Annotated in this window: 27 protein-coding genes and 2 pseudogenes; 21 read left to right on the top strand and 8 right to left on the bottom strand. The window is 42.9% G+C overall.

Translation table 11 applies throughout. The annotated features are described in order from the left end of the window. Positions 1 to 1,830: 1,830 nt before the first annotated feature. The 4 genes from KUH03_RS35940 to KUH03_RS35955 all read right to left on the bottom strand — a co-directional run bounded on the left by KUH03_RS35940 (position 1,831) and on the right by KUH03_RS35955 (position 4,637). Positions 1,831 to 2,340: an Rrf2 family transcriptional regulator gene (locus tag KUH03_RS35940; protein ID WP_257089362.1), complete on the bottom strand. Its 510-nt coding sequence runs from the start codon at positions 2,338 to 2,340 to the stop codon at positions 1,831 to 1,833. A gap of 6 nt (positions 2,341 to 2,346) precedes the next feature. Beyond that, the gene (locus tag KUH03_RS35945) at positions 2,347 to 2,847 is read right to left on the bottom strand and encodes a hypothetical protein (protein ID WP_257089364.1); all 501 of its coding nucleotides are present in this window, start codon (positions 2,845 to 2,847) and stop codon (positions 2,347 to 2,349) included. Positions 2,848 to 3,025: 178 nt separating this feature from the next. Continuing rightward, positions 3,026 to 3,547, bottom strand: coding sequence for a globin domain-containing protein (locus tag KUH03_RS35950; RefSeq protein WP_257089367.1), 522 nt, complete (start codon positions 3,545 to 3,547; stop codon positions 3,026 to 3,028). Positions 3,548 to 3,803: 256 nt separating this feature from the next. Beyond that, positions 3,804 to 4,637: a DUF4846 domain-containing protein gene (locus KUH03_RS35955; protein ID WP_257089369.1), complete on the bottom strand. Its 834-nt coding sequence runs from the start codon at positions 4,635 to 4,637 to the stop codon at positions 3,804 to 3,806. A gap of 163 nt (positions 4,638 to 4,800) precedes the next feature. Here KUH03_RS35955 and KUH03_RS35960 point away from each other — a divergent pair, with 163 nt between their 5' ends. The 8 genes and pseudogenes from KUH03_RS35960 (at position 4,801) to KUH03_RS35995 (ending at position 10,285) form a co-directional block, all read left to right on the top strand. Further along, positions 4,801 to 6,132 carry a glycosyl hydrolase family 18 protein gene (locus KUH03_RS35960; protein WP_257089371.1) on the top strand — a complete coding sequence of 444 codons (1,332 nt, stop codon included), beginning with the start codon at positions 4,801 to 4,803 and terminating at the stop codon, positions 6,130 to 6,132. Positions 6,133 to 6,224: 92 nt separating this feature from the next. Next, positions 6,225 to 6,280 (top strand): annotated as a pseudogene (locus tag KUH03_RS35965) (hypothetical protein); the annotation flags it as partial. Positions 6,281 to 6,361: 81 nt separating this feature from the next. Continuing rightward, a complete protein-coding gene (locus tag KUH03_RS35970) occupies positions 6,362 to 6,457 on the top strand; it encodes a polysaccharide deacetylase family protein (RefSeq protein WP_257097649.1) in 96 nt (31 codons plus the stop codon). Then, positions 6,445 to 6,918, top strand: a complete 474-nt coding sequence (locus tag KUH03_RS35975; RefSeq protein WP_257089372.1) for a hypothetical protein — start codon at positions 6,445 to 6,447, stop codon at positions 6,916 to 6,918. The genes KUH03_RS35970 and KUH03_RS35975 overlap by 13 nt, the downstream gene beginning before the upstream one ends. A gap of 56 nt (positions 6,919 to 6,974) precedes the next feature. Beyond that, positions 6,975 to 7,826 carry a glycosyltransferase family 2 protein gene (locus tag KUH03_RS35980; protein WP_257089373.1) on the top strand — a complete coding sequence of 284 codons (852 nt, stop codon included), beginning with the start codon at positions 6,975 to 6,977 and terminating at the stop codon, positions 7,824 to 7,826. Further along, a complete protein-coding gene (locus KUH03_RS35985; protein ID WP_257089374.1) occupies positions 7,811 to 8,203 on the top strand; it encodes a hypothetical protein in 393 nt (130 codons plus the stop codon). Before KUH03_RS35980 ends, KUH03_RS35985 begins: the two co-directional genes overlap by 16 nt. A 220-nt stretch (positions 8,204 to 8,423) precedes the next feature. Continuing rightward, the gene (locus tag KUH03_RS35990; RefSeq protein ID WP_257089375.1) at positions 8,424 to 9,824 is read left to right on the top strand and encodes an NAD(P)H-hydrate dehydratase; all 1,401 of its coding nucleotides are present in this window, start codon (positions 8,424 to 8,426) and stop codon (positions 9,822 to 9,824) included. After that, positions 9,824 to 10,285 carry a GNAT family N-acetyltransferase gene (locus KUH03_RS35995; RefSeq protein ID WP_257097651.1) on the top strand — a complete coding sequence of 154 codons (462 nt, stop codon included), beginning with the start codon at positions 9,824 to 9,826 and terminating at the stop codon, positions 10,283 to 10,285. The genes KUH03_RS35990 and KUH03_RS35995 overlap by 1 nt, the downstream gene beginning before the upstream one ends. A 62-nt stretch (positions 10,286 to 10,347) precedes the next feature. Here KUH03_RS35995 and KUH03_RS36000 read toward each other — a convergent pair whose 3' ends face one another. Beyond that, positions 10,348 to 10,935, bottom strand: a complete 588-nt coding sequence (locus tag KUH03_RS36000; protein ID WP_257089376.1) for a sugar O-acetyltransferase — start codon at positions 10,933 to 10,935, stop codon at positions 10,348 to 10,350. A 160-nt stretch (positions 10,936 to 11,095) separates the two neighbouring features. Between KUH03_RS36000 and KUH03_RS36005 the strand changes: the two genes are divergently transcribed. Genes KUH03_RS36005 through KUH03_RS36020 form a run of 4 tightly spaced genes read left to right on the top strand, consistent with a single transcriptional unit; the run spans position 11,096 to position 13,167 of the window. Further along, positions 11,096 to 12,136: a glycosyltransferase gene (locus tag KUH03_RS36005; protein WP_257089377.1), complete on the top strand. Its 1,041-nt coding sequence runs from the start codon at positions 11,096 to 11,098 to the stop codon at positions 12,134 to 12,136. After that, the gene (locus tag KUH03_RS36010) at positions 12,136 to 12,471 is read left to right on the top strand and encodes a hypothetical protein (RefSeq protein WP_257089378.1); all 336 of its coding nucleotides are present in this window, start codon (positions 12,136 to 12,138) and stop codon (positions 12,469 to 12,471) included. The genes KUH03_RS36005 and KUH03_RS36010 overlap by 1 nt, the downstream gene beginning before the upstream one ends. Further along, the gene (locus KUH03_RS36015; RefSeq protein WP_257089379.1) at positions 12,434 to 12,823 is read left to right on the top strand and encodes a hypothetical protein; all 390 of its coding nucleotides are present in this window, start codon (positions 12,434 to 12,436) and stop codon (positions 12,821 to 12,823) included. The genes KUH03_RS36010 and KUH03_RS36015 overlap by 38 nt, the downstream gene beginning before the upstream one ends. Before the next feature lie 8 nt (positions 12,824 to 12,831). Continuing rightward, positions 12,832 to 13,167, top strand: a complete 336-nt coding sequence (locus KUH03_RS36020; RefSeq protein ID WP_257089380.1) for a hypothetical protein — start codon at positions 12,832 to 12,834, stop codon at positions 13,165 to 13,167. A 167-nt stretch (positions 13,168 to 13,334) separates the two neighbouring features. On the opposite strand, the gene KUH03_RS36025 is transcribed toward KUH03_RS36020, so the two are convergent. The 3 genes from KUH03_RS36025 to KUH03_RS36035 form a co-directional block, all read right to left on the bottom strand. Next, positions 13,335 to 13,784 carry a hypothetical protein gene (locus KUH03_RS36025; protein WP_257089382.1) on the bottom strand — a complete coding sequence of 150 codons (450 nt, stop codon included), beginning with the start codon at positions 13,782 to 13,784 and terminating at the stop codon, positions 13,335 to 13,337. Positions 13,785 to 13,884: 100 nt separating this feature from the next. Then, the gene (locus KUH03_RS36030; protein WP_257089384.1) at positions 13,885 to 14,538 is read right to left on the bottom strand and encodes a hypothetical protein; all 654 of its coding nucleotides are present in this window, start codon (positions 14,536 to 14,538) and stop codon (positions 13,885 to 13,887) included. A 46-nt stretch (positions 14,539 to 14,584) separates the two neighbouring features. After that, a complete protein-coding gene (locus KUH03_RS36035) occupies positions 14,585 to 14,830 on the bottom strand; it encodes a hypothetical protein (protein ID WP_257089386.1) in 246 nt (81 codons plus the stop codon). 278 nt (positions 14,831 to 15,108) lie between these two features. Here KUH03_RS36035 and KUH03_RS36040 point away from each other — a divergent pair, with 278 nt between their 5' ends. The 9 genes and pseudogenes from KUH03_RS36040 (at position 15,109) to KUH03_RS36080 (ending at position 20,932) form a co-directional block, all read left to right on the top strand. Beyond that, entirely contained in the window at positions 15,109 to 15,327 is a 219-nt protein-coding gene (locus KUH03_RS36040; protein ID WP_257089388.1) for a hypothetical protein, read from the top strand. Then, positions 15,303 to 16,385 (top strand): peptidase dimerization domain-containing protein, encoded by a 1,083-nt coding sequence (locus tag KUH03_RS36045; protein ID WP_257089390.1) that lies wholly within the window; start codon positions 15,303 to 15,305, stop codon positions 16,383 to 16,385. Before KUH03_RS36040 ends, KUH03_RS36045 begins: the two co-directional genes overlap by 25 nt. A 603-nt stretch (positions 16,386 to 16,988) precedes the next feature. After that, a pseudogene (locus tag KUH03_RS36050) lies at positions 16,989 to 18,315 on the top strand (gluconate:H+ symporter). A 33-nt stretch (positions 18,316 to 18,348) separates the two neighbouring features. Beyond that, a complete protein-coding gene (locus tag KUH03_RS36055; protein WP_120258327.1) occupies positions 18,349 to 18,813 on the top strand; it encodes a RidA family protein in 465 nt (154 codons plus the stop codon). Positions 18,814 to 18,823: 10 nt separating this feature from the next. Further along, entirely contained in the window at positions 18,824 to 19,795 is a 972-nt protein-coding gene (locus tag KUH03_RS36060; protein ID WP_257089392.1) for an alanine racemase, read from the top strand. Further along, entirely contained in the window at positions 19,738 to 19,929 is a 192-nt protein-coding gene (locus KUH03_RS49710) for a hypothetical protein (RefSeq protein WP_373564549.1), read from the top strand. The genes KUH03_RS36060 and KUH03_RS49710 overlap by 58 nt, the downstream gene beginning before the upstream one ends. Before the next feature lies 1 nt (position 19,930). After that, positions 19,931 to 20,350, top strand: coding sequence for a hypothetical protein (locus KUH03_RS36065; protein ID WP_257089394.1), 420 nt, complete (start codon positions 19,931 to 19,933; stop codon positions 20,348 to 20,350). Between the two features lie 2 nt (positions 20,351 to 20,352). After that, complete coding sequence (locus KUH03_RS36070; RefSeq protein ID WP_257089396.1) at positions 20,353 to 20,532, top strand: membrane dipeptidase; 180 nt, start codon at positions 20,353 to 20,355, stop codon at positions 20,530 to 20,532. A 43-nt stretch (positions 20,533 to 20,575) separates the two neighbouring features. Next, complete coding sequence (locus KUH03_RS36080; protein ID WP_306429269.1) at positions 20,576 to 20,932, top strand: membrane dipeptidase; 357 nt, start codon at positions 20,576 to 20,578, stop codon at positions 20,930 to 20,932. Positions 20,933 to 21,232 lie beyond the last annotated feature (300 nt).

Below are 21,232 nucleotides of genomic sequence, written 5' to 3' on the forward strand. Positions count from 1 at the left end.
CGAAAAAACATATAACAAGATGACAAAGGAAATGAGAAAGATTGCCATAATGAAAGAGATCGCGTTATTACGGGCTTTTCTTATTTTCTTAATCTCGATCTGTATAAATAAACTGTCTTCAGCGGAATAATTATGCATATAATGAATTATGTAGTACAGCAAAGATAACAAGAAGTAAGATTGTTTGGATGTTTCTGTGTTTAAAGTTTCTGCTGTAGTTTTCACTTTTTTTTGGACTTTACGATTTGGATTGTGTTTTATAGATGTGATTTTTCTGTTTATTTAGATGGTGTTATTTTACTGAAGAATAGTTTGTTTTGTCTTTTTAATTATTTCCTGGCTGTTTTTTCATGTGGTAAATCTGGTGGTACTACACATGAAGCGCTTGTACCACTTCTTGTACCACTTATAAAATATCGTTAGCGTAAGGGCAACACAAGCTGATGGATAGCTGCTGATGATCGTTTGCACTGTGCAAACTGATTGGAGTATATCCATTTTTATGTCTTTTAAGATATCTTTTGGTTTGAGCCATGTCTTGCTGCTCTTGTTGTCTGCAAAGGGCTCATGTCGCTTAAAAATGCGGTTAGATGAAAGTTGGTTATGACCTATGCTGGTGGGAAGCTGCTGATGATCGTTTGCTCTGTACAAGCTGATTGGAGTATATCCATTTTTTATGGCTTTTAAGACATCTTTTGGTTTGAGCTATGTCTTGCTGCTCTTGTTGTCTGCAAAGGGCTTGTGTCGCTTAAAAATGTGGTTAAATAAAGGGTGGTTGTGATGCATGCTGGCTGATAGCTGGTGATGATCGTTTGGTCCGTGCTAGCTGTTTTGGATTAGATCTGTTTTTATGGTTTTTAAGACATCTTTTGATTTGAGCCATGTCTTGCTGCTCTTGTTGTCTGCAAAGGGCTTGTGTCGCTTAAAAATGCGGTTAGATAAAGGGTGGCTGTGATGCATGCTGACGGATAGCTGCTAATGATCGTTTGTTCCTTCGTTTGGAAATTGTGAAAGGTGTTTTGTCTGAAGCAAGCAAGCAAGCAAGCAAGCAAGCAAGCAAGCAAGCAAGCAAAGTGTAGTAGAAATATACAGCTTTTGAAAAATGACATTTTAGATTGACGCGATGTAGGGAGGTTGTTGTATTGAAGAAAAAGGTGTGGATAGAATTTTATCCATACCTTTTTTAGTCGAAAACCGTAGTTTTTACTGTGTTTTATAGGTTATTTTTTTATTTATGTGATGTTTGTAAAGTGTTCTATTTTAAATGATAATATAATGTATTTTTGTAAATTTTGTGCAAATGGGTGAAAATTATGTAAGAATACTATTTTGACCAATAATGCGCATGGTCTATGTGGTTTTAACCCATAAGAAATGCGCTTTTGAACCCTGTTATTTTAGCATTTTTTCGCAAATTGACCTACTCATTCACAGACTTATTCTTGATTAACGTATCGTTTACAGCTATTTAATGCAGACGGTATTGGAAGGTAGGTAATGGTGTGAGGGAATTCTTTTTAGTTGTTCTTTTTAGGGAGAGGGGCTTCAGTACCTGCTGTTATACCTATAAGATCAAAAAGAGATCGAATACTGGTTTGTTGGTTTTTTAGTTTTTTTAAATTGCTTTATATCAATATAATTATGAAGTTTATTTGTTTTTTTATTTATGATAAGAAATCTCAATAAAGATAGGGCGTTAAAGACTGCAGCAGCAACTGGAATCCTGGGAAGGCATCCATTATGGGGTGAAAAATATGTTATTTTGGACCTATGTCGTCCACTTTTGAGTGGCGCTTTAGTTGTCCTGGTCTGGCGTAATTTTGGATTTTGTCAGCAGGATTTTTCCTTTATAAGGTCATCATTGAATTGGCCAACAGTTGTATTTTGAAGCATCTCCGATAGGCTATTGCGAATACTTTTAAACTCATGATGTAGCGGACAAGGATACTGTTCTGAGCAGAACTCCAGCCCCATTCCACAGCCCACAAAAAGGTTCTCTCCATCAATTGCTTTAACTACATCTGACAAAGGGGTAGACATATCGGATGCATCCAGATAGAACCCGCCACCAGGTCCTTTCATAGAACGAATAATACCGGCACGACTTAAATTTTGCAAGATTTTTCCGAGAAAGGCCTCTGGAGAATGGATATTTTCGGCGATTTCCTTTATGCCGACACGTTTGTTTTCTTGTGAACTCTGTGCGATAAAAAAACTGCGCGAAGACCATATTCGCATGTTTTGGAGAAAATACCCATAATCTATTCTTGCTTTTCCACAAAGGTACAAAATCAAGAATAGCCATCCGCAATCCATGGAAAATTTACGGATGGCTATCACTGCTGCCTAGTTGAGCTGTAGGGAAGCTGGTCCAAACTCTTCAAAATGAATATGCTCGGTTTGGATACCTTGGCCTGTCAGATACTTGAAGTGTTTTTCTATAAAACCTGAGGGGCCGCACAAGTAGTAATTGGCTTTTTGTGGCAGATGATCCGAATCGATTTTAGCCAGATCTACCCAGCCCGGGAGATTGTCGCTGTTGCCTTCCTGGAGTTCATCGTAAAATGAGAAGCATCTGATATGCTCATGTTGTGTCTCAAGTGTCCTAAGTCTGTCTTTAAATGCGTGTAAATCACTATTTCTACAGCCATGAATCCATGTCACCGCATTTTGTCCCTTTGCCTTGATAAGTTGTTCCAGCATGGCCATCAACGGAGTCTGACCGACTCCGCCGCTGATAAACACATGTGGATGCTCGTTCTCAATCAGGTTAAAGGAGCCCGTAGGTGCTGTCAATTCCAGCTGTTTTCCCTGCTGAAAGTATTGATGTAAGTAGTTGCTGACCATGCCTTCCGGTTTTCCCAGGGGAGTTTCTTTTTAACAGAAATACGAAGGTACTGACCATTACTGGCGTCGGATAGGCTGTATTGCCGCGGCTGGTAGAGTTGAAGCTCAGGTAGATACACACGTACACTTACATATTGGCCGGCAGTATGTTTTGGAAGTTGACCGCCATCAGTCGGAGCTAAGTAAATCGACTGGATTTCTTCGGTCTCCGAAACGATTTTAACGATGTTAAAGGTTTCCAACCTGTCCAGCCACCTTCGTTTTGGACCATTTGGTCGTACATCTCTTTTTCGATACCGATCATCAGGTCGGCCAATTGAAAGTAGGCAACTTTCCATGCTTCGATGAGCTCATCTGTAGCAGCATCGCCCAATACCTCCTGGATGGAAGCCAATAGGTGCTTGCCAACAATCTGATAATGTTCAGGACGAATATTGAGACTACTGTGTTTTTGTCCGATGTGTTTGACAGCGGATAATAGTACACTTGGATTATCAATATGCTCCGCATAAGCCAATACAGCGGTGGCCAATGCTGTTTGCTGTTTTGCATTTTGCTGATTCCCCATATTGAATATATGCTTGAGCTCAGGATTGTGCGTAAACATGCGTTTGTAAAAATGGCTGGTTAGCGCAACACCGTGCTCCTTCAAAACGGGTATAGTGCCTTTGATTAAATCTTTTTGTGTTTCGGTAATCATAATAAAATATTTAAATACCTTTTTGTCTTTTATTTTAATAAAAAAGGAATGAAATGTGATTTTACCTCTTTTAGAGGTTGTTACTACTCCTTGATAGGGTACATTTGCAAATGACTATCGTAAGCAAAAATAGTAAAATTAAATAAAAGACAAAAATATCTTTTATTTAATTTACTCACAAAATCATAGAACTATGTAGACCGTAATTCGGTTTTATTGTTCAAGAAGTGCTGAAAGAATTTTCAGGATGATGACACTATTTCCAGGTTTTCAGGTTACGGGAATAAAAAGTCCATTCTGGGGTATTGATCACATCTTTGTCAATATCGTACCAAGGGCTTAACGCTGCATTGTTCCAATTGTTCAATAGCTGTATTTCCTGCGCAGGCATATAGCTTTGGGCAAGTAATCCAATTGTTTTGCCTTCCTTTTTTTGCAAGATCAACGACGATAATCGCATGGCCAATGGGGAGCCTTTCTGTATAAAAGTGTCTCCGATTTTGACAGTTGTGGACGATTTTACATTAGGAAGCTCATCGTGCAAAGAAGCCGTGTTGGCATAGGCAAAAATATACTCCATATACTTCCAGTATTTTGGATACGAATAGTCTCCTTTGGCATAATCTGTATAGGTGCGTGGTTTGCCATCGGAGAGAAAATTGAATCTAATGTCCTGATATCTCTTTTGCTGGTAGAGGTAATCTGCCCTTAATCGCATGACCGCGTCGGCACATTGATGCAGGTCGCGTTTGCCAATATCGAGTTTTATAACGCTATTATAGATGTTGTTTCGGGGCTTAATTTTTCCGTTATAATAACGTACCTCATGATCAATGGGGTATAAGGGAAGGTTTTCGAGAAAACTACCGAAATCTTTCGACGTGTAGCTGAGTCTTTCAAAACCTGCGGGCAATAAGATTCTTGATTTGACAGTCATTCCCTTTGGATCAATAAACTGTCTCCCGTCAGGATTGTTGGTCTCCACAGTTAGGTCTTTGGATTTCGGTTGGGATACTGCTGAATTAGACTGTCCGCAGCCGATAAGAGCTTGTAAGGATAGCATGGATAATAGCAGGTATGTTGTTGTCATATCAGAGTTTTTAAGTCAGTGTTACCGATCTTACTAAGATAGTCAAAATTCGGCAGAGTGCCCAGGTTGAGTAGTCCTGTAAAATTAAGAAATTTTTAAGCTGAAGATGAGTGTTTTGGATCATTTTCTGATGTAGCTTAGCCGAAGTTAATCGCAATATTTTATGTCAGAAAAACAGATTTTTCAGACGTCGAGCAAAAAGCGTTGGTACGCTTTTTCATGGATGAGCAGGGCACTGATTATTGGAATGGTCGTAGCCATCGTATGTGTTGTCTATACCCTGGGCAAGATCCAGGTGCCTCCATTTCCAACAATCAATACAAATGCACCTTTGACGGCAAAGTCTACCGCAAAGTTGAAAAACTCGAAACAGTTTAAGGAGTTTACGGTCGTCAGATCGGAACTTGAAAAGATTAAACGCGACCGGGAGCTGAAACATATGAAGCATCTTGGCAATAAAAATAGGATTAACATGGGCTTTTATGTGAGTTCCTGGTCCAATGAGGTTCGTCAGCAATCTTTGTCAGACCTCAGGCGAAACATAGGACATCTGGATATGGTTGCCATGGAGTCCTTTTTTACGGTGCCCGGTCAGGATACCATTGTCGATAAAGCCGATACCGCTGCCCTGAATGTGATCCATCAATATAAACGGAAAGCAATTGCCCAAATTTCCAATTTCAGCGGTAATGACTTTGACGGACAGACTGTACGGACAATACTTTCAGATCCAGCAAAACAGCAACGTTTTATTGATGATATTTTAATCAAAATAAAGCGGAATGGTTTTTCAGGTATCAATATCGACTTTGAAAACCTTCAACTGGATGACCGTAAACCTTTGAACGATTTTATGGCGCGAATCTATCAGGTTTTTCATAGCGAAGGTTTGCTGGTTTCACAGGATATTTCACCCGAAAATGATGATTATGATCCCATTTCGCTACAAAAATACAATGATTACATCATTTTAATGGCCTATGATCAGCATTCCATCGAAAGTAATGCCGGTGCGATTTCCCACCAGGCTTGGGTCGAAAAGAACCTGGATGAGCTGTGCAGTAAGGTGGATGCGGATAAAGTGATTTTGGCATTGGCCTGTTATGGATACGATTGGCCCGTTGGAAAAGTGGGCAAGACCCTGACCTATGATAATGCCGTTATCCTGGCACATAATTACAATGCAAACATTCGGTTCGATCGGGAGTCAGCGAATCTTAATTTTAGTTACAAGGATGGCACTGGCATGCGCCATGATGTCTATTTCACGGATGCAGCCACCTACTTCAATTTGATCCGTAAAGCTGACGATTGGGGATTGGCGGGTATAGCACTTTGGCGGTTGGGAAGTGAAGATGCCCGTTTATGGTCCTTTATCTCGAGATCTTTGGATCATGATCATTTGGCCAAGGAGCCTTTTGATTTTGAAAAAATAAGTAAGATCAAGGTCGGGGGATACAATATATTGGTGATGGTGAGATTCTGGATTTGGTGAATAGTCCCGAGCCAGGATTGGTAAAATTTGCATACAATCCGGCTAATGGTTTGATTGAGGATCAACAATATGTCAAGACGCCAAGCAATTATGTGATTAAGCGTTTTGGCGAAAGGGACAACACCGTCGTATTGACTTTTGATGATGGCCCTGATCCTACCTACACACCCGAGGTTTTGGATATTTTAAAAGAGAGCATGTTCCGGCAGCATTTTTTCTTGTGGGGGTTATGGCCGAAAAAAATATGGATCTGGTACGTAAAGAATATCAGCAGGGGCATGAACTTGGGAACCATACTTTTTCCATCCCGATATGTCAACGATAGGTCCCAATCGGGTCAAATTTGAGTTAAATGCAACCCGGAAGATCATTGAATGTATTACTGGGCATAGCACGATTCTGTTCCGTGCACCGTTTAATGCTGATGCCGAACCGCAGACTGTCGCTGAAATTCTTCCGGTCGCCCAGAGCCGAAAGGAAAACTATATTAATGTCGGTGAGTATATTGATCCCAATGACTGGCTTCCCGGTCGTACTGCGGATGAAATTTATAATGAAGTTGTAAAACAACGTGATAATGGTAATATTATCCTGCTGCATGATGCTGGCGGTAATCGGGAGGCTACTATTGAGGCACTACCCCGTATTATTCATTATTTCAAAGCGCATGGTTATAAATTTGCGACGATCGGAGACCTTATGGGTAAGAAACGCGATGAGCTAATGCCACCCGTGGAAAATGCATCGGATTCGGGGTTCAGCGGATCATCCAATCGACTTTTTTAGGAACACTGTTTTACGGAAATATCTTTCTTAACCTGATTTTCTCACTAGCGATTGTATTGGCGATCTTCCGTACAGTCATGATTGCCTATCTGGCCATACGACAAAAAAGAAAAAATAGGAAGGAACAATCGGAATTGATATCGGATCCACAGGAAAAGGTCAGTATTATTATTCCAGCCTATAATGAGGAGGTGACCGTTTTGGCAACGATCAAAAGCCTGCTTCATCTCGATTACCCAGCCTATGAACTGATTTTTGTTGATGACGGATCCAAAGATAAAACCTTCGAAATTGTGAGCAAGGTCTATGGCGACCACCCAAAGGTCAGGTTGTTTACAAAACCCAACGGCGGTAAAGCCTCGGCGCTGAATTATGGCATCCAACAGTCCGATGCGGCTTTTGTACTCTGTATAGATGCAGATACGCAGTTGAAGACTGACGCTTTGCGGATGTTGATGAAGTATTTCAATAAAGATCAGGTGGCTGCGGTTGCCGGTAGTGTGAAAGTCGGTAATGTACACAATATGTTGACCCATTGGCAAGCTATAGAATATATCACTTCGCAGAATATGGATAGAAGGGCTTTTGATCTGCTCAATATGATTTCGGTCGTTCCCGGTGCAATCGGCGCTTTTCGGCGATCCGTCATTTTGGAAGTCGGTGGGTTTACAACAGATACATTGGCCGAAGACTGTGATCTGACCATGCGTATACTGAAAGCCGGCTATACCGTACGCAACTCGGCAGAAGCGGTTGCATTCACCGAAGCTCCCGATACTGTAAAAATGCTTTTCAAGCAACGCTTCCGCTGGAGTTTTGGCGTGCTGCAAAGCTTCTGGAAAAATAAGAATACCTTGTTAAACCCCGATACGGATATTTTGGTATGGTCGGTATGCCCAATATCTTGATTTTTCAGATTATCCTGCCCTTATTTGCGCCATTGGCAGATCTATTTATGCTGTTTTCCTTGATCAGTGGCCTGTTTTCGCTGAGCGAAGTCAATGGAATCAGCTGGACAGGGCTCGCCGGTTTGTTCTCCTTGCATAATGGTTTTGGTCAGGTCATGTTTTATTACTTTTTATTTGTATTCGTGGATATTTTCTTTGCCGGGATTGCTTTTCGGATGGAAGGTGAGAAAATGAAAAATTTAATCTACCTGTTTCCGCAGCGTTTTTTCTGGCGGCAACTGATGTATTTTGTGCTATTCAAATCGGTCAGAAAAGCCATTAAAGGTGAATTGAATACCTGGGGTACATTGAAGCGAACTGGGGAGTGCGGGAGGTAACGGTCAGCGAATAGGGACTAGATCTTGGCGGTACCCCATTTTCTAAGTAATTTAGAACGGGAGAATCTGTTTTCATAGTCGAGTAGACATGATTGCTAAAAAAGGAAGATAAACATGAAAATACTTTCGGCAGCCCAGATGAGCTGGGTGGATAGGCAAACGATGCAAGATGAGAGGATCAGTAGTCTTGACTTGATGGAGCGGGCAGCGACAGCTGTTTTTGAAGCAATCAAGCAACAGCATCCAAGCTTGGAGCAGCACTCTTTTTGTATTTTTTTGTGGTAAAGGCAATAATGGTGGCGATGGACTGGTGCTGGCTAGGCTCCTGGATCAACAGCAAGCTGATGTCAGCGTTTATTTAATTGATACGCCGGATTATTCAGCGGATAACTTAGCAAACCAAAACCGGTTTCCTGCTCATCTTATCCAAAAAATCAGTACTGAAAGTCAGGTTCATATTCCTGAAGGGGCAATTGTGTTGGACTGCCTTTTTGGCTACGGTTTGAAATACCCATTGAAGGAAGATTGGCGGAATCTCATCGCAGCCATCAATCATTGTGATGGACCACGCTATGCGATAGATATGCCTTCAGGTCTTTTAAGTGACGAAACTACACCCCAGAATTCACCCGTGGTGGAGGCAGATCTGGTGTATACGTTTCAGTCCCCTAAATTGGGACTGTTAATGCCTGAGAATAGATTTCGGGTCAAAGCATTTCGCGTATTGGATATTGGGCTGAGCTCAACGGCCTTTGATCAGGTTGATACTGCTTTTCACTATGTCGATTCAGCTTTGCTTAGGTCGTTCTATCGGAAACGAAATAAATTTGATCACAAAGGAACCTTCGGGCATAGTCTGATCGTCGGTGGGAGTAGGGGTAAGATGGGCGCTGTACAATTGGCCTTAAAGGCTGCTTTGCGTGCGGGCTGTGGTTTAGCTTCTGCTTACATACCATCCTGTGGCTATACAAGTATACAAACTACCGTCCCCGAAGCGATGGTAATTAATGACACCGACGACGATCTGATCACACAGTTTCCCGATATACATAGCTTTCAATCCATCGGTATCGGCATTGGTATGGGGACAGCCCAATCTACGATTGATGCTTTTAAGGTGTTTATCGCGCAGGGTCTTGATACCCCATTGGTATTAGATGCTGATGCATTGAATATCTTGGCGCAAGAACCTGAGCTATGGCAGTTCGTTCCGAAACAAAGTATATTGACTCCACATCCCAAAGAATTAAGTCGATTACTGGGAACTTGGCAAAATGATTTCGAAAAGATGGATAAGGTGAAGGCCTTTGCAGCACAATACCAGTTGTGCGTTTTGATCAAAGGAGCCAACAGTGCGATGGTTACACCTGAAGGAGTAATTTATTTCAATAGCACCGGCAATGTAGGAATGGCGACGGGTGGCAGCGGAGATATCTTGACAGGGATATTGACAGCTTTGATCGGTCAGGGCTATTCCTCCCGGGAAGCACTGATTATGGGAGTATACGTTCACGGAAGGGCAGCTGATATTGCGGTACCTTCGATTGGCGTTTATTCCTTATTGCCTTCAGACATTATTAGTTACCTTCCAGCGGCATTTTTAGAACTTGAAATACAGTGATGACAGATTGGTATATTGAACAGGTATTTGCGGCTCGCACCTGGAAGCTCCGAAAGGAGGTGTTCAGTGCCAAAGGGCAACTGTCGGAGGTCATGCTTGATGGGGATTTTGAAGCGGCTCATTTCGCAGCTTATAGTGGTGACGAGGTTGTTGGTATACTTACCTTGCTGTGCTCGGAAGGGGATTATGAGATTCTTTATTTTGCCGTTCACCCCGATTTTAGAAAACAGGGGGCAGGTAGCGCGCTACTTCGTTATGCACTCCAATTTGTTAAAACAGTTGAAGGTCGTAGTCTTTTTGTTCGGGCGACTTCGGAGCAGCATCATTTTTGGATACGAAATGGATTTGTCATGATGAAAGAATCAGGTAAGCCGGACCGATTGCCCTCAAGCTCGCATTGTCTGCAACGAGATGTTGAGAATAATGCAAATCATGTCCGCTACGCATGGCGAAGTATCTAAAAACAACGATCATCAGGTACATGATGACCTTGTTTTGCTAGTAAACGATATCTTTATACCGTCTAAATGCTTGTATAATCAATACGGTCTGCCGCTGTAATCGGCCGGATGATACGACATGGATTTCCAGCGGCAACGACATCTGCCGGAATATCTTTAGTCACCACCGAACCCGATCCGATCACCGCATTTCTGCCGATACGGACACCCGGGTTAACAATGACCTGACCACCGATCCATACGTTATCTTCAATGACAATGGGTGCTGAAAATTCCCAGCCTTGATTTCTTGTTTCAAAATAAATCGGATGACCAGCGGTGAAAAGGCTGACGTTCGGACCAAACAATACGTTTTCACCGATTGTCACCGGAGCCCCATCCAAAATGGTACAATTGTAATTGCTGTAAAAGTTTTCACCTATTGAAATATTGTAACCGTAATCGCAACGGAATGGTGGTTCCAAAAAGAAACGGGTACCGGTCGCTTTAAATAGCTTTTGGATGATCTGCTTTCTGAATTTGATCTGTTTCGGTTCGGAGTCATTGAATCGTTTGAGTTCTTCCTTTGTATATTGTCTTTCCTTAAATAGCTGTCCATCCGTATCAATATAAGGGATGCCCGCAATCATTTTCTCCTTGGGTGATTTCATTCAGTCAATATTTTTGATCTGGCGCAAATATACAGGAAGTTTTTCAGGCTCCATATGGGCGTATAAAATTTAAGGAAGCCATTTATCCACGAAATTTACTCCTTCCGGATTAAATAACATACTCTTTACAAACAATTTGCTGTTGAAAAGCATTTAGATAATGGAACACACGAATGCTATTGCCCTTACAAAAGGCTTTTATTCAAAAACAATCATTTCAATGAAAATCGCTTATATCAGTACTTACCTACCAAAAGAATGTGGGATTGCCACCTTCACCTCGGATCTGTTACATGCTGTGGCCTTACACAACCAGGATTTGACCCAGCACGTTATTGCCGTTGCGGACCGCGACTATGCTTATCCTGGAGAGGTGGTTTTCACCATAGATCAACAGCATCAGCTTTCCTATATCGCGGCTGCCGACTACATCAACAATAACGGTTACGATTGCGTTATCCTGGAACACGAATATGGTATTTTTGGCGGAAATAGCGGTATGTATATTCTTTCGCTTATCAATGCACTCCATATTCCTTTGTTGGTCAATTTACATACCATTCTGGAAAAGCCAAATGTAGATGAAAAAGCAATTTTAATTGAAATAGTCAAACGGGCTTCGATTGTTGTTGTCATGAGTAATTATGCAATTACACTATTGAAATCTGTCTATCGGATCAATACGGCAAAAGTTAGGCTCATCCATCATGGTGTGCCCGAATTTCATCTTACTCAGGAGGAAGCAAAAGAGAAAAAGGGATTTTCCGGGAAAAAGATTTTACTGACTTTCGGGTTTATAGGGCGCAATAAGGGAATCGAAACAGTTATCGAGTCACTTGCTGCGGTCGTTAAAAACGAACCCGATCTTATTTATTTGATTGTTGGCAAGACACACCCCAATGTGCTTGCCCATTCCGGGGAAGAATACCGTGAATACCTAAAGAGTATGGTCGATGCATACCATTTGGAAGATCATGTCCAATTTGTCAATTCTTTTGTGAGCCAGTCCGATCTAGTGACCTATTTATCTGCCTGTGATGTGTATGTCACTCCCTATGTCAATGAAGCCCAGATCACCAGCGGCACATTGTCGTATGCCATTGGAGCAGGAGCAGCAGTGGTATCTACTCCATATTGGCATGCCAAGGAGTTATTGGCTGATGGGCGGGGGTACTGGTCGAATTTAAGAATCCAGCATTAATGGCAACGACCTTGGCAGCTCTATTTAGCAATCAGGAATATCGCATGACGCTGCGGGACAATGCCCGTGTCTTTGGTAAAGAAATGACCTGGCGGAATATCGGGCTCCGCTATTCCCGACTTTTGGATAAAGTAGTTCCTTCGCTTGATGGCTTTAAGGAAAACGTGACATTTTCCAAAGATGAAATGCCCAAATTCAGCTGGAAGCATATTGATCGCCTGACCAACCAGGTCGGTATACTGCAACATGCGACATACTCACTGCCTAATTATAAGGAAGGTTATTGCCTGGACGATAATGCGGGCCTTATTGGTGACGCTATTGGCTCAGCCTGACTTTGCGGACAAACGGCATGATCGTCGTATCTCAACTTATTTGAGTTATATCTATTATCATCATCGCGAAGACGGATTGTTTCATAATTTCATGAGTTTTCAGCATAATTTCCTGGATGAAGTGGGGTCTGAAGATTCTTTTGGTCGAACGGTCTGGGCTTTGGGTGTACTCCTTCGGGAAACGAAATTGACAAGTTATTATCAGTTGGGACATGAGTTGTTTTTCAGATCCGTACCACATTTTAAGCAGTTGCGGTCAAACCGTGCTATTGCCTATACCATACTCGGAATTGCGGAGTATTTGCGTCACCAGTCGAATGACGAAGTTATGGTCGAACTAATGCGGAGCTGATCGGAAAGTTGATCAAAGAATATGAGGCGAGCTCGGACGACAGTTGGCAATGGTTTGAACCGGTACTGGCTTATGACAATGCCATTTTGCCCTATGCGTTATTGACGGCCTATCCATTTCTGAATGATGAGGCTGTGAAGCAATTAGGCTTGCTGACCTTGACATTCCTGGAGGGTATTACTGTTCAGAACGGAGGTCTTTCTTTGGTTGGGAATCAGGAATGGGCAAAACAGGGAAAGCATATCAGCAAATTTGGCCAGCAGCCCCTCGATGTCACAGCTATGGTGTTTATGTACCGTGAGGCCTTTAGACTCACCAACAAAAAGTATATTTTGCCCGTATGATCGCATCCTTCCGCTGGTTTTTAGGTGAGAATGACTTGAAACTAGGCTTGTATGATGAGGAGACCAAGGGATGCTGTGATGGCCTTGAATCCTATGGAATCAACCGAAATCAGGGGCTGAAAGTACACTCTGTTTTTACCTCGCATATATCGTGGTTTACCGGGCCTTTATTGATAGCGCTCAGGATTCAAAATAGCGAGTAGGAGTTCTTCCAGATTGATGGTTGCATAAGTCGATGCATAGTCGGACATCGCATAGGGCAAAATAAGCTGTTCGTTATGAACCAGTGCACCACAGGAATAAATAACATTCGGTACATAACCTTCGCGCTCTTCATCATTTGGGGTCATCAAAGGGCTATGCAGGCGGCCTATTTCTACATGCGGGTTATCCAGATCCAGTAGGGCGGCGCCGAGGACATATTCGCGCATCGGTCCGACAGCATGGGTCAAAATCAGCCAGCCATATTGTGTTTCTATCGGTGAACCACAATTGCCTATCTGCACAAATTCATATGCATATTCGGGTTGTTGGATACGTATGGCGGTTTCTTGCCAGATATTAATGTTATGTGAATAAGCAATATAGTTGTTTTCACCGTCTATCCGACAGAGCATCGCGTATCGTCCGTTGATTTTTCGGGAAAGAGCGCCGCGCCTTTATTGGCGATCTCCCCATAGATCGGTTTCACTTTAAAGTGATAGAAATCCTTCGTGGTCAAAAGCTTAGGAGGATACTAAAACCGTCGTAAGCCGTATAGGTGGCATAGTAGACACTTTCGCCCTTTTCATCTTTGAATTGCACGAAACGGGCATCTTCAATCCCTCTTTTTTCGGTGTCCGCAATCGGAAAGATCACACGTTCGGAAATGGAGGTGTCCAGCGAAAAGGTCATTTCATAATGCGATGAGGCAAGCCACAGTGCCTGCTGCAGAAAAGTGATGTTTTCTAGATTTTCCTCACTGTCCTGCCTGACCTCGTCAATATAGCGTTTGAGTTCTTCATAGGTAAATGTTGCTGTTAATTTCTCCTCAAGTTTCGTCTTGACTTCAGTAGGTTCGGCATGAAGCTCGTTCATCTTCTTTAAGAAAGATTCTTTATGGTAACGGTGGTTTTTGACCTGAATAGGTTTATCCAACAAATTACCGATGTAATCTATGTGAATATTATTGTCCAGATCAAGTGTTCCGGCCCGAAATACAATCGAGGATACATGGCCTTCACCAGTGGCCCGAAAGCTGAGTATCACCCGTTTTTCGCCCTTAAAGAGCTCGGTCTGATCCGGGTGTTCTACGATGGAGGGATTAAAAAGGGCCGCCGATTCAATGGAATACTCCATCGTAAAGTAAGAGCCGATCAGTAGTTTGTCCAATTGGCTGAGTTTTCTTTTGGAAAAGGGATTTTTTCCAGTAAGTAACTCACACGCTCAAAATTACGTTCGAAAATATTGATAATACTACGATGTCTTTTGTGTAGCTCCGAAGAACCTGGCCAAAAACCTCTTTACGCTCAGATTCGGTCAGTTCCAGTGCACGTTTGATGACCTTGATGGTACGCTCCTCACCGAGAGAGAAGAACCTTGCCAGTACCCTTTTCTTATCCGGTTTGAAATAAATGTCTTTTCGCTCTACTTTTACGGGTTTGTGCATGTCAGTATTTTTCAAGTTTACACTCTTATAAGAACGATCAGCGAAGGGTTTTTGTTTTTATAAGCTTCCGATAAAGGGGGATATATTATAAAAATGGAGTAACTTTGACGGGTACAAATTTTTAGATATGGCGGAAAATAGTTTAGATAAATTAGAACCAAAAGCAATTTGGAAAAATTTTGCTGCTTTAAATGCTGTTCCACGGGCTTCGAAAAAGAAGAGCGTGTGATTGCATTTATGGTAGATTTCGGAAAAAACTGGGCTTAGCAACCAGTGTAGATGAAATAGGTAATGTGCTGATCAAGAAACCGGCAAGTGCGGGAATGGAAGATCGCAAAACTGTGGTGCTGCAATCGCACTTGGATATGGTCCACCAAAAGAATAACGATACCGTTTTTGACTTTGACAATGAGGGTATTAAAATGTATGTCGATGGTGACTGGGTAAAAGCCGAAGGAACTACTTTGGGAGCGGATAATGGACTGGGGTGGCTACGATCATGTCTATTTTAGAATCGACAACAATTGTTCATCCAGCGATTGAAGCTTTGTTTACCATTGATGAAGAGACTGGAATGACTGGGGCTTTGGGATTAAAAGGTGGTGTGTTGTCAGGCGAGATCCTATTGAACCTTGATACTGAAAATGACAATGAGATAGACATCGGTTGTGCGGGCGGTATTGATGTTACGGCAACACAATCCTATGTTGCAGAAGCCTGTCCTTCGGATACCGTATCTTTTGAACTTACGGTAAAAGGTTTGCATGGCGGACATTCAGGTATGGATATCCATAAGGGCTTTGCAAATGCGAATAAGGTGATGAACCGTCTACTGTTTAAGGCAAATGAGCGCTATGGCTTACGCATTGCATCGTTATTGGGTGGAAGCCTTCGTAATGCAATCCCAAGGGAGAGTGTGGCTAAGGTTGTTGTTGCCAAAGATAAATCGGCAGCTTTTGTTGAGGCATTAACACAACTGGCACAGGCTATCAAAATCGAGTTTGCGACGACTGAACCGGTTATGGAAATCTTGGTGGAACCAACGGAAGCAGTATGGACAACAGTTGTTCCTGTCCTTGTACAGGAGAATTTAATTAATTGCGTTTATGCGGCGTTGAATGGTGTATATCGGGTGAGTGCAGATTTCGAGGATCTTGTTGAAACTTCCAATAATATCGCTAAAGTTGAGGTCGGATCGGAGCAGATTGCGATCAAATGTTTGACCAGATCTTCGGTTGAAACGTCCAAGTTTGATCTAGCCTATTCATTGCAGGCAGCCTTTGAATTAGGAGGCTTTGATGTGGCATTCTCCGGAAATTATCCGGGATGGGCACCCAACCCAAATTCAGAAATTTTAGAGGTGCTTAAATCCATTTATACAAAACAACACGGGGAGGCTCCAGAAGTTGTGGCCTGTCACGCTGGATTGGAATGTGGTATATTGGGAACCAATTATCCCGGTATGGATATGATTTCTTTTGGTCCAACGATATTGGGGCGCACTCACCGGCAGAACGCGCTTCGATATCTTCTGTTCAGAAATATTGGAGTTTTGTGCTCGAAATTCTAAAAGAGATCCCACGTAAGTAAGGTCGCTGTTCTTTTTTTTGCTGCATTAGCAACTTAGATCATCGAATCAATATACAAAGGGCTGTTTGAAAAGTTGAACTATACTACATAGGTTTTTAAACTAAATCTGCGGGTACAGTTCAATAATTTGGACAGCCTTTTTCTTGGGATGCTTTCTCTTAGGTAGTCCTTTTTCGCTATCGCTGCGAGGATTTCCCAAACCCTGCAGATTCAGATTATAGCCATACTGTTTTCTTTTTCATTCAATGGGGCTCCATTTTTTTAGCGAGTCTGTCTTTTACGTGTCTATCTCTTAAATATTAGAAGTTAACGTAATATTTTGTCTTACGCATTTGAAAAAATTACCTTCGTTTTTTCATCGTCCCACGTTTTTTCATCGTCCCAAGTAGGTGAGTAGTTGCAATATTCGATGCTTTAAAAAAACAGCGGCTGTTGTTACAGTCGTATATGGCGATATTTTCAATTATTTTTCACTTTCCTTGCAGAAAACGAAAATAATTGTATTTTCAGGATGAAAAAATGATTTACTAGACCAAAATTTTATTAAACCTCTCGATTGAGGGGTGTACCTAATATTGATATAATGACCATAATCCTCATTGTAATCAGCATTTGTTTGCTCATCCTATGTATTACTTATTTTAAGATTAATGCGTTTCTTTCTTTTTTATTCGTTTCTATTCTCAGCGGACTGTGCTTGGGTATTGCGCCGGATCAACTGGTCGGTACCATTGAAAAAGGTATTGCAGGGGTTATGGGAAGCCTGACCTTGATTATTGTGCTGGGGGCCATGTTGGGCAAGATTGTTGCCGAAAGTGGCGCTGCTGAAATTATCGCTGTGCAGATGGTTCGGCTGATGGGGAGAAATACCTGCAGTGGGGTCTGATGCTGACCGGTTTTGTTGTCGGCATCCCGTTGTTTTACGGGGTTGGTTTCGTGCTGCTGGTACCGCTGATTTTTTCGATTTCTTATCGATACAAGCTTCCGGCCGTATATATTGGGCTGCCCATGCTGGCTGCATTATCGGTCACCCATGGATTTATTCCCCACATCCATCACCAGTTGCGCTGGTCGCACTTTTTCATGCGGATATGGGACTGACACTGATATATGGTCTTCTGATTGCCATTCCCGCTATCATATTAGGTGGTCCTATTTTTGGCCGATCACTACGGAATATGCTCCCGAGTCAAGAATCAATCTTCCGGCAGGAAAAAACAGTCGATCAACAGGAATACAAGCAGCCTACGGTTGGTACCAGTTTGGTCGTTGCCTTGTTACCCGTCCTATTGATTATCTTATTTACCCTTATACCTTATATATACCATACCGACGATGCCAACGTACAGCGCTGGTTGAAATTTATCGGCAGCACAACAGTGGTCATGGTCATTGCGATCGTTGTGGCCACCTACTTATTGGGATTGAAACTTGGCCGTTCGATGGTCAAAGTCATGTCGATCTATGAGTCAGCAGTCAAGGATATTGCGATGATCTTATTGATTATTGCCGGATCTGGAGTTTTCAAACAAGTCATGGAGGATAGTGGTGTGAGCCTTTTATTGGCCAATACCTTACAGCAACTTCCTATTTCACCTTTGCTGTTAGCATGGTTAATTACTGCGGTCATCAGAGGTTGTGTGGGGTCAGCAACAGTTGCCGCATTGACCGCTGCGGGAGTTTTATTACCCATTGTTACAGCGGGCAAGGTTGACCCCAATCTGATGGTTTTGGCAATCGGGGCGGGAAGTCTTATGTTTTCCCATGTCAACGATGCGGGCTTCTGGTTGTTTAAGGAGTATTTTGGCCTGAGCATCAAGGATACCTTATTCTCCTGGTCGATTATGGAAGCAATTGTTTCCATCGTCGGATTGGTTGCTGTTTTGCTATTGCAAATAATTTTATATTAGCTATTATATTTTTAAACTTTAAAATCATTCACGATGTACAACGCAGATGAACAATTTGAGAAATTAGGTTTGACATTACCACCAGCGCCAGCACCTAAAGGTGTCTATAAACCATATGTTATTGATGGAAAGTATCTTTATCTTTCTGGACATGGGCCGGTACAGGATGATGCTTCCCTGATTATAGGACGGATTGGTAGTGATATCAGCCCGGAGGAAGGGAAACTTGCGGCCAGACAGGTAGGCTTGACGATGTTATCGACGATCAAAACCAATTTGGGGTCATTAAATAAAATTAAACGGGTTATTAAGGTATTGGGTATGGTCAACTGTACCTCCGATTTCTTATACCACCCTGGGGTAATCAATGGCTGTAGTGAATTGTTTGCTGCGGTTTGGGGCGAAGAAAATGGAATCGGTACACGGAGTGCAGTTGGTTTCGGCTCTTTACCGGATAATATCCCTGTCGAAATCGAAGCGCTATTCGAATTATATTAACGAACTGATCATGGAAACTTGGTATCGGGTACAAAATGTCGATCAGGTAGATACACCGGCATTGCTGGTGTATCCAGATCGTATCGTTCGGAATATAGACCGCGCACTGAAGTTTGTGGACGGCCGTGTGGATCGTTTACGGCCACATATCAAAACCAATAAATGTCAGGAGGTCTGTCAGCTGATGCTGGAGCGCGGGATCAGCAAATTCAAATGTGCAACTATTGCTGAAGCCGAATTGTTGGGTATTGCAGGGGCAAAGGATGTGCTATTGGCTTATCAGCCTGTGGGACCCAAGATTGATCGTTTGCTGCAGTTGATTGAAGCTTTCCCCGACACACATTATGCCTGTCTGGTCGATAATGCCGATTCTGCATTACAGCTATCTGCATGCGGGGCGGAAAAAGGGCGACCTATCGCAGTTTATATCGATGTAAACGTTGGTATGGGGCGTACTGGAGCTTCTCTTGCACAGATAGAGCGCCTTGTGTTAGACATCCAACTATTGGATGGAATTCAACTGGTCGGTGTACACGGCTACGATGGCCATATCCACGATAAAGATGACAAAGTACGTGAGCAACAAAGTCAAAAGGCTTACAGTGTGCTCGAAATGGCTTATGTCATGGCGCAGGTTTCCACGACTATTCCATTAACGAAGGTCATCGGCGGATCGCCCAGTTTTCCGTTTCATGCCGAGCGCAGTGATGTAGAATGCAGTCCGGGGACATTCGTGTTTTGGGATTTTGGTTACGCCGAAAATTATGCCGAACAGGACTTTTTAGTTGCCGCTGTGTTGCTGACACGTGTTGTTTCCATTGTAGATCACAAGCATCTCTGCCTGGATCTTGGCTACAAGTCTGTTGCCAGCGAATCGCCGCAGCCCCGTGTCAAATTTTTGATCAGCGGATCGGTGAGATCAAAATGCAGAGTGAAGAACATCTGGTCGTTGAAGTCAGGGACAGCGCCGACTTTAAGATAGGTGATGAACTGTATTGTGTGCCGCGGCATATTTGTCCTACAGTTGCCTGTTACGACGAATTGCAGGTGGTCAACAATGCAGTTGTGGATCAGGTATGGAAGGTGCTTGCACGAGGTAAAAAGATAAATTATTGATATGTACGAATTTGAAATGCCTTTTGTGGTTGATGCTCACTTAGATTTGAGCATGAATGCCATGGAGTGGAATAGAGATCTCCGGCTACCCATTCAGGAATTGAACCGAAGGGAGCAGGGGATGGAAGATAAGCCCGACAGGGCAAAAGCTACGGTTACTTTTGAGGAGCTACGTAAAGGAAATATCGGTATCGTTGTAGCTACGCAGATTGCACGATTTGTCCGTCCGGACAGCACTTTGCCGGGCTGGAACTCGGCAGAGCAGGCCTGGGCGCAGACACAGGGGCAGTTGGCCTGGTACAAGGCCATGGAGGCTGACGGACATATGAAAATGATTAAAACAAAGAGCGATTTGGATCAACATCGTGCTTTGTGGTCCCAGGAACTGATCACTCAAATAAGCCCATCGGTTACCTGCTGAGTTTGGAAGGCGCCGATTCTCTGGTGGATATCAGTCATGTGGAAGTTGCCTACAATTACGGTTTGCGGGCGATCGGCCCAGCACATTATGGGCCGGGGAGGTATGCCAATGGAACAGATTCCTCCGGTAAACTGAATGCGCAAGGTGTACAGTTATTGCAGGAAATGGAACGATTGGGGTGATCCTAGATGCAACACATCTTAATGACGATGCTTTTGGGATGCGATGGGCAGATACAATGGGGCAATCTGGGCCAGCCACAACAATTGTCGGAAGTTTGTGGATCACAACCGACAGTTTAGCGATGAGATGATCAAGATTCTGGTGGAGAAGGGAGCCGTTATCGGCGTTGCTTTAGATGCCTGGATGATGGTGCCCAACTGGGTACGTGGTATATCTGATCCCAAATCCAGCAACTGTTCGATGGAAATCATGGCCGATAACATTGATCATATCTGTCAGTTGGCGGGCAATGTCAATCATGTTGGGGTAGGGAGTGATCTGGATGGAGCCTTTGGTCGGGAACAATGTCCTTACGATCTGGAAACCATTGCCGATATCCAAAAGGTTTTGGGATATTGAAAGGACGCGGATACAGCAGCGCTGATCTTGAAAAAATCGCCAGTCAGAACTGGTTGAATTTTATGCGGAATGTCTTACCGGAATAGGGAAAGTCTTACTGGAATAGCAGAAAGTCTTCCCTGAGTAATGGCAGTTCGTGATAGCTATCATCCTATCGAGATGCCTGACATCATATCACCATCTTTGTCTTTGGCGATTAGGGCCATGATCGTTGACAAAAATGATCGTTGAAAACACAGGTTTAACCCTTTAGAGGGCGGTAGTCTTCTGTAAAGTCACTTCAAGGTTAAGCATTTGGGA

The organism is Sphingobacterium sp. E70, from assembly GCF_019285695.1.
GTDB lineage: Bacteria > Bacteroidota > Bacteroidia > Sphingobacteriales > Sphingobacteriaceae > Sphingobacterium > Sphingobacterium detergens.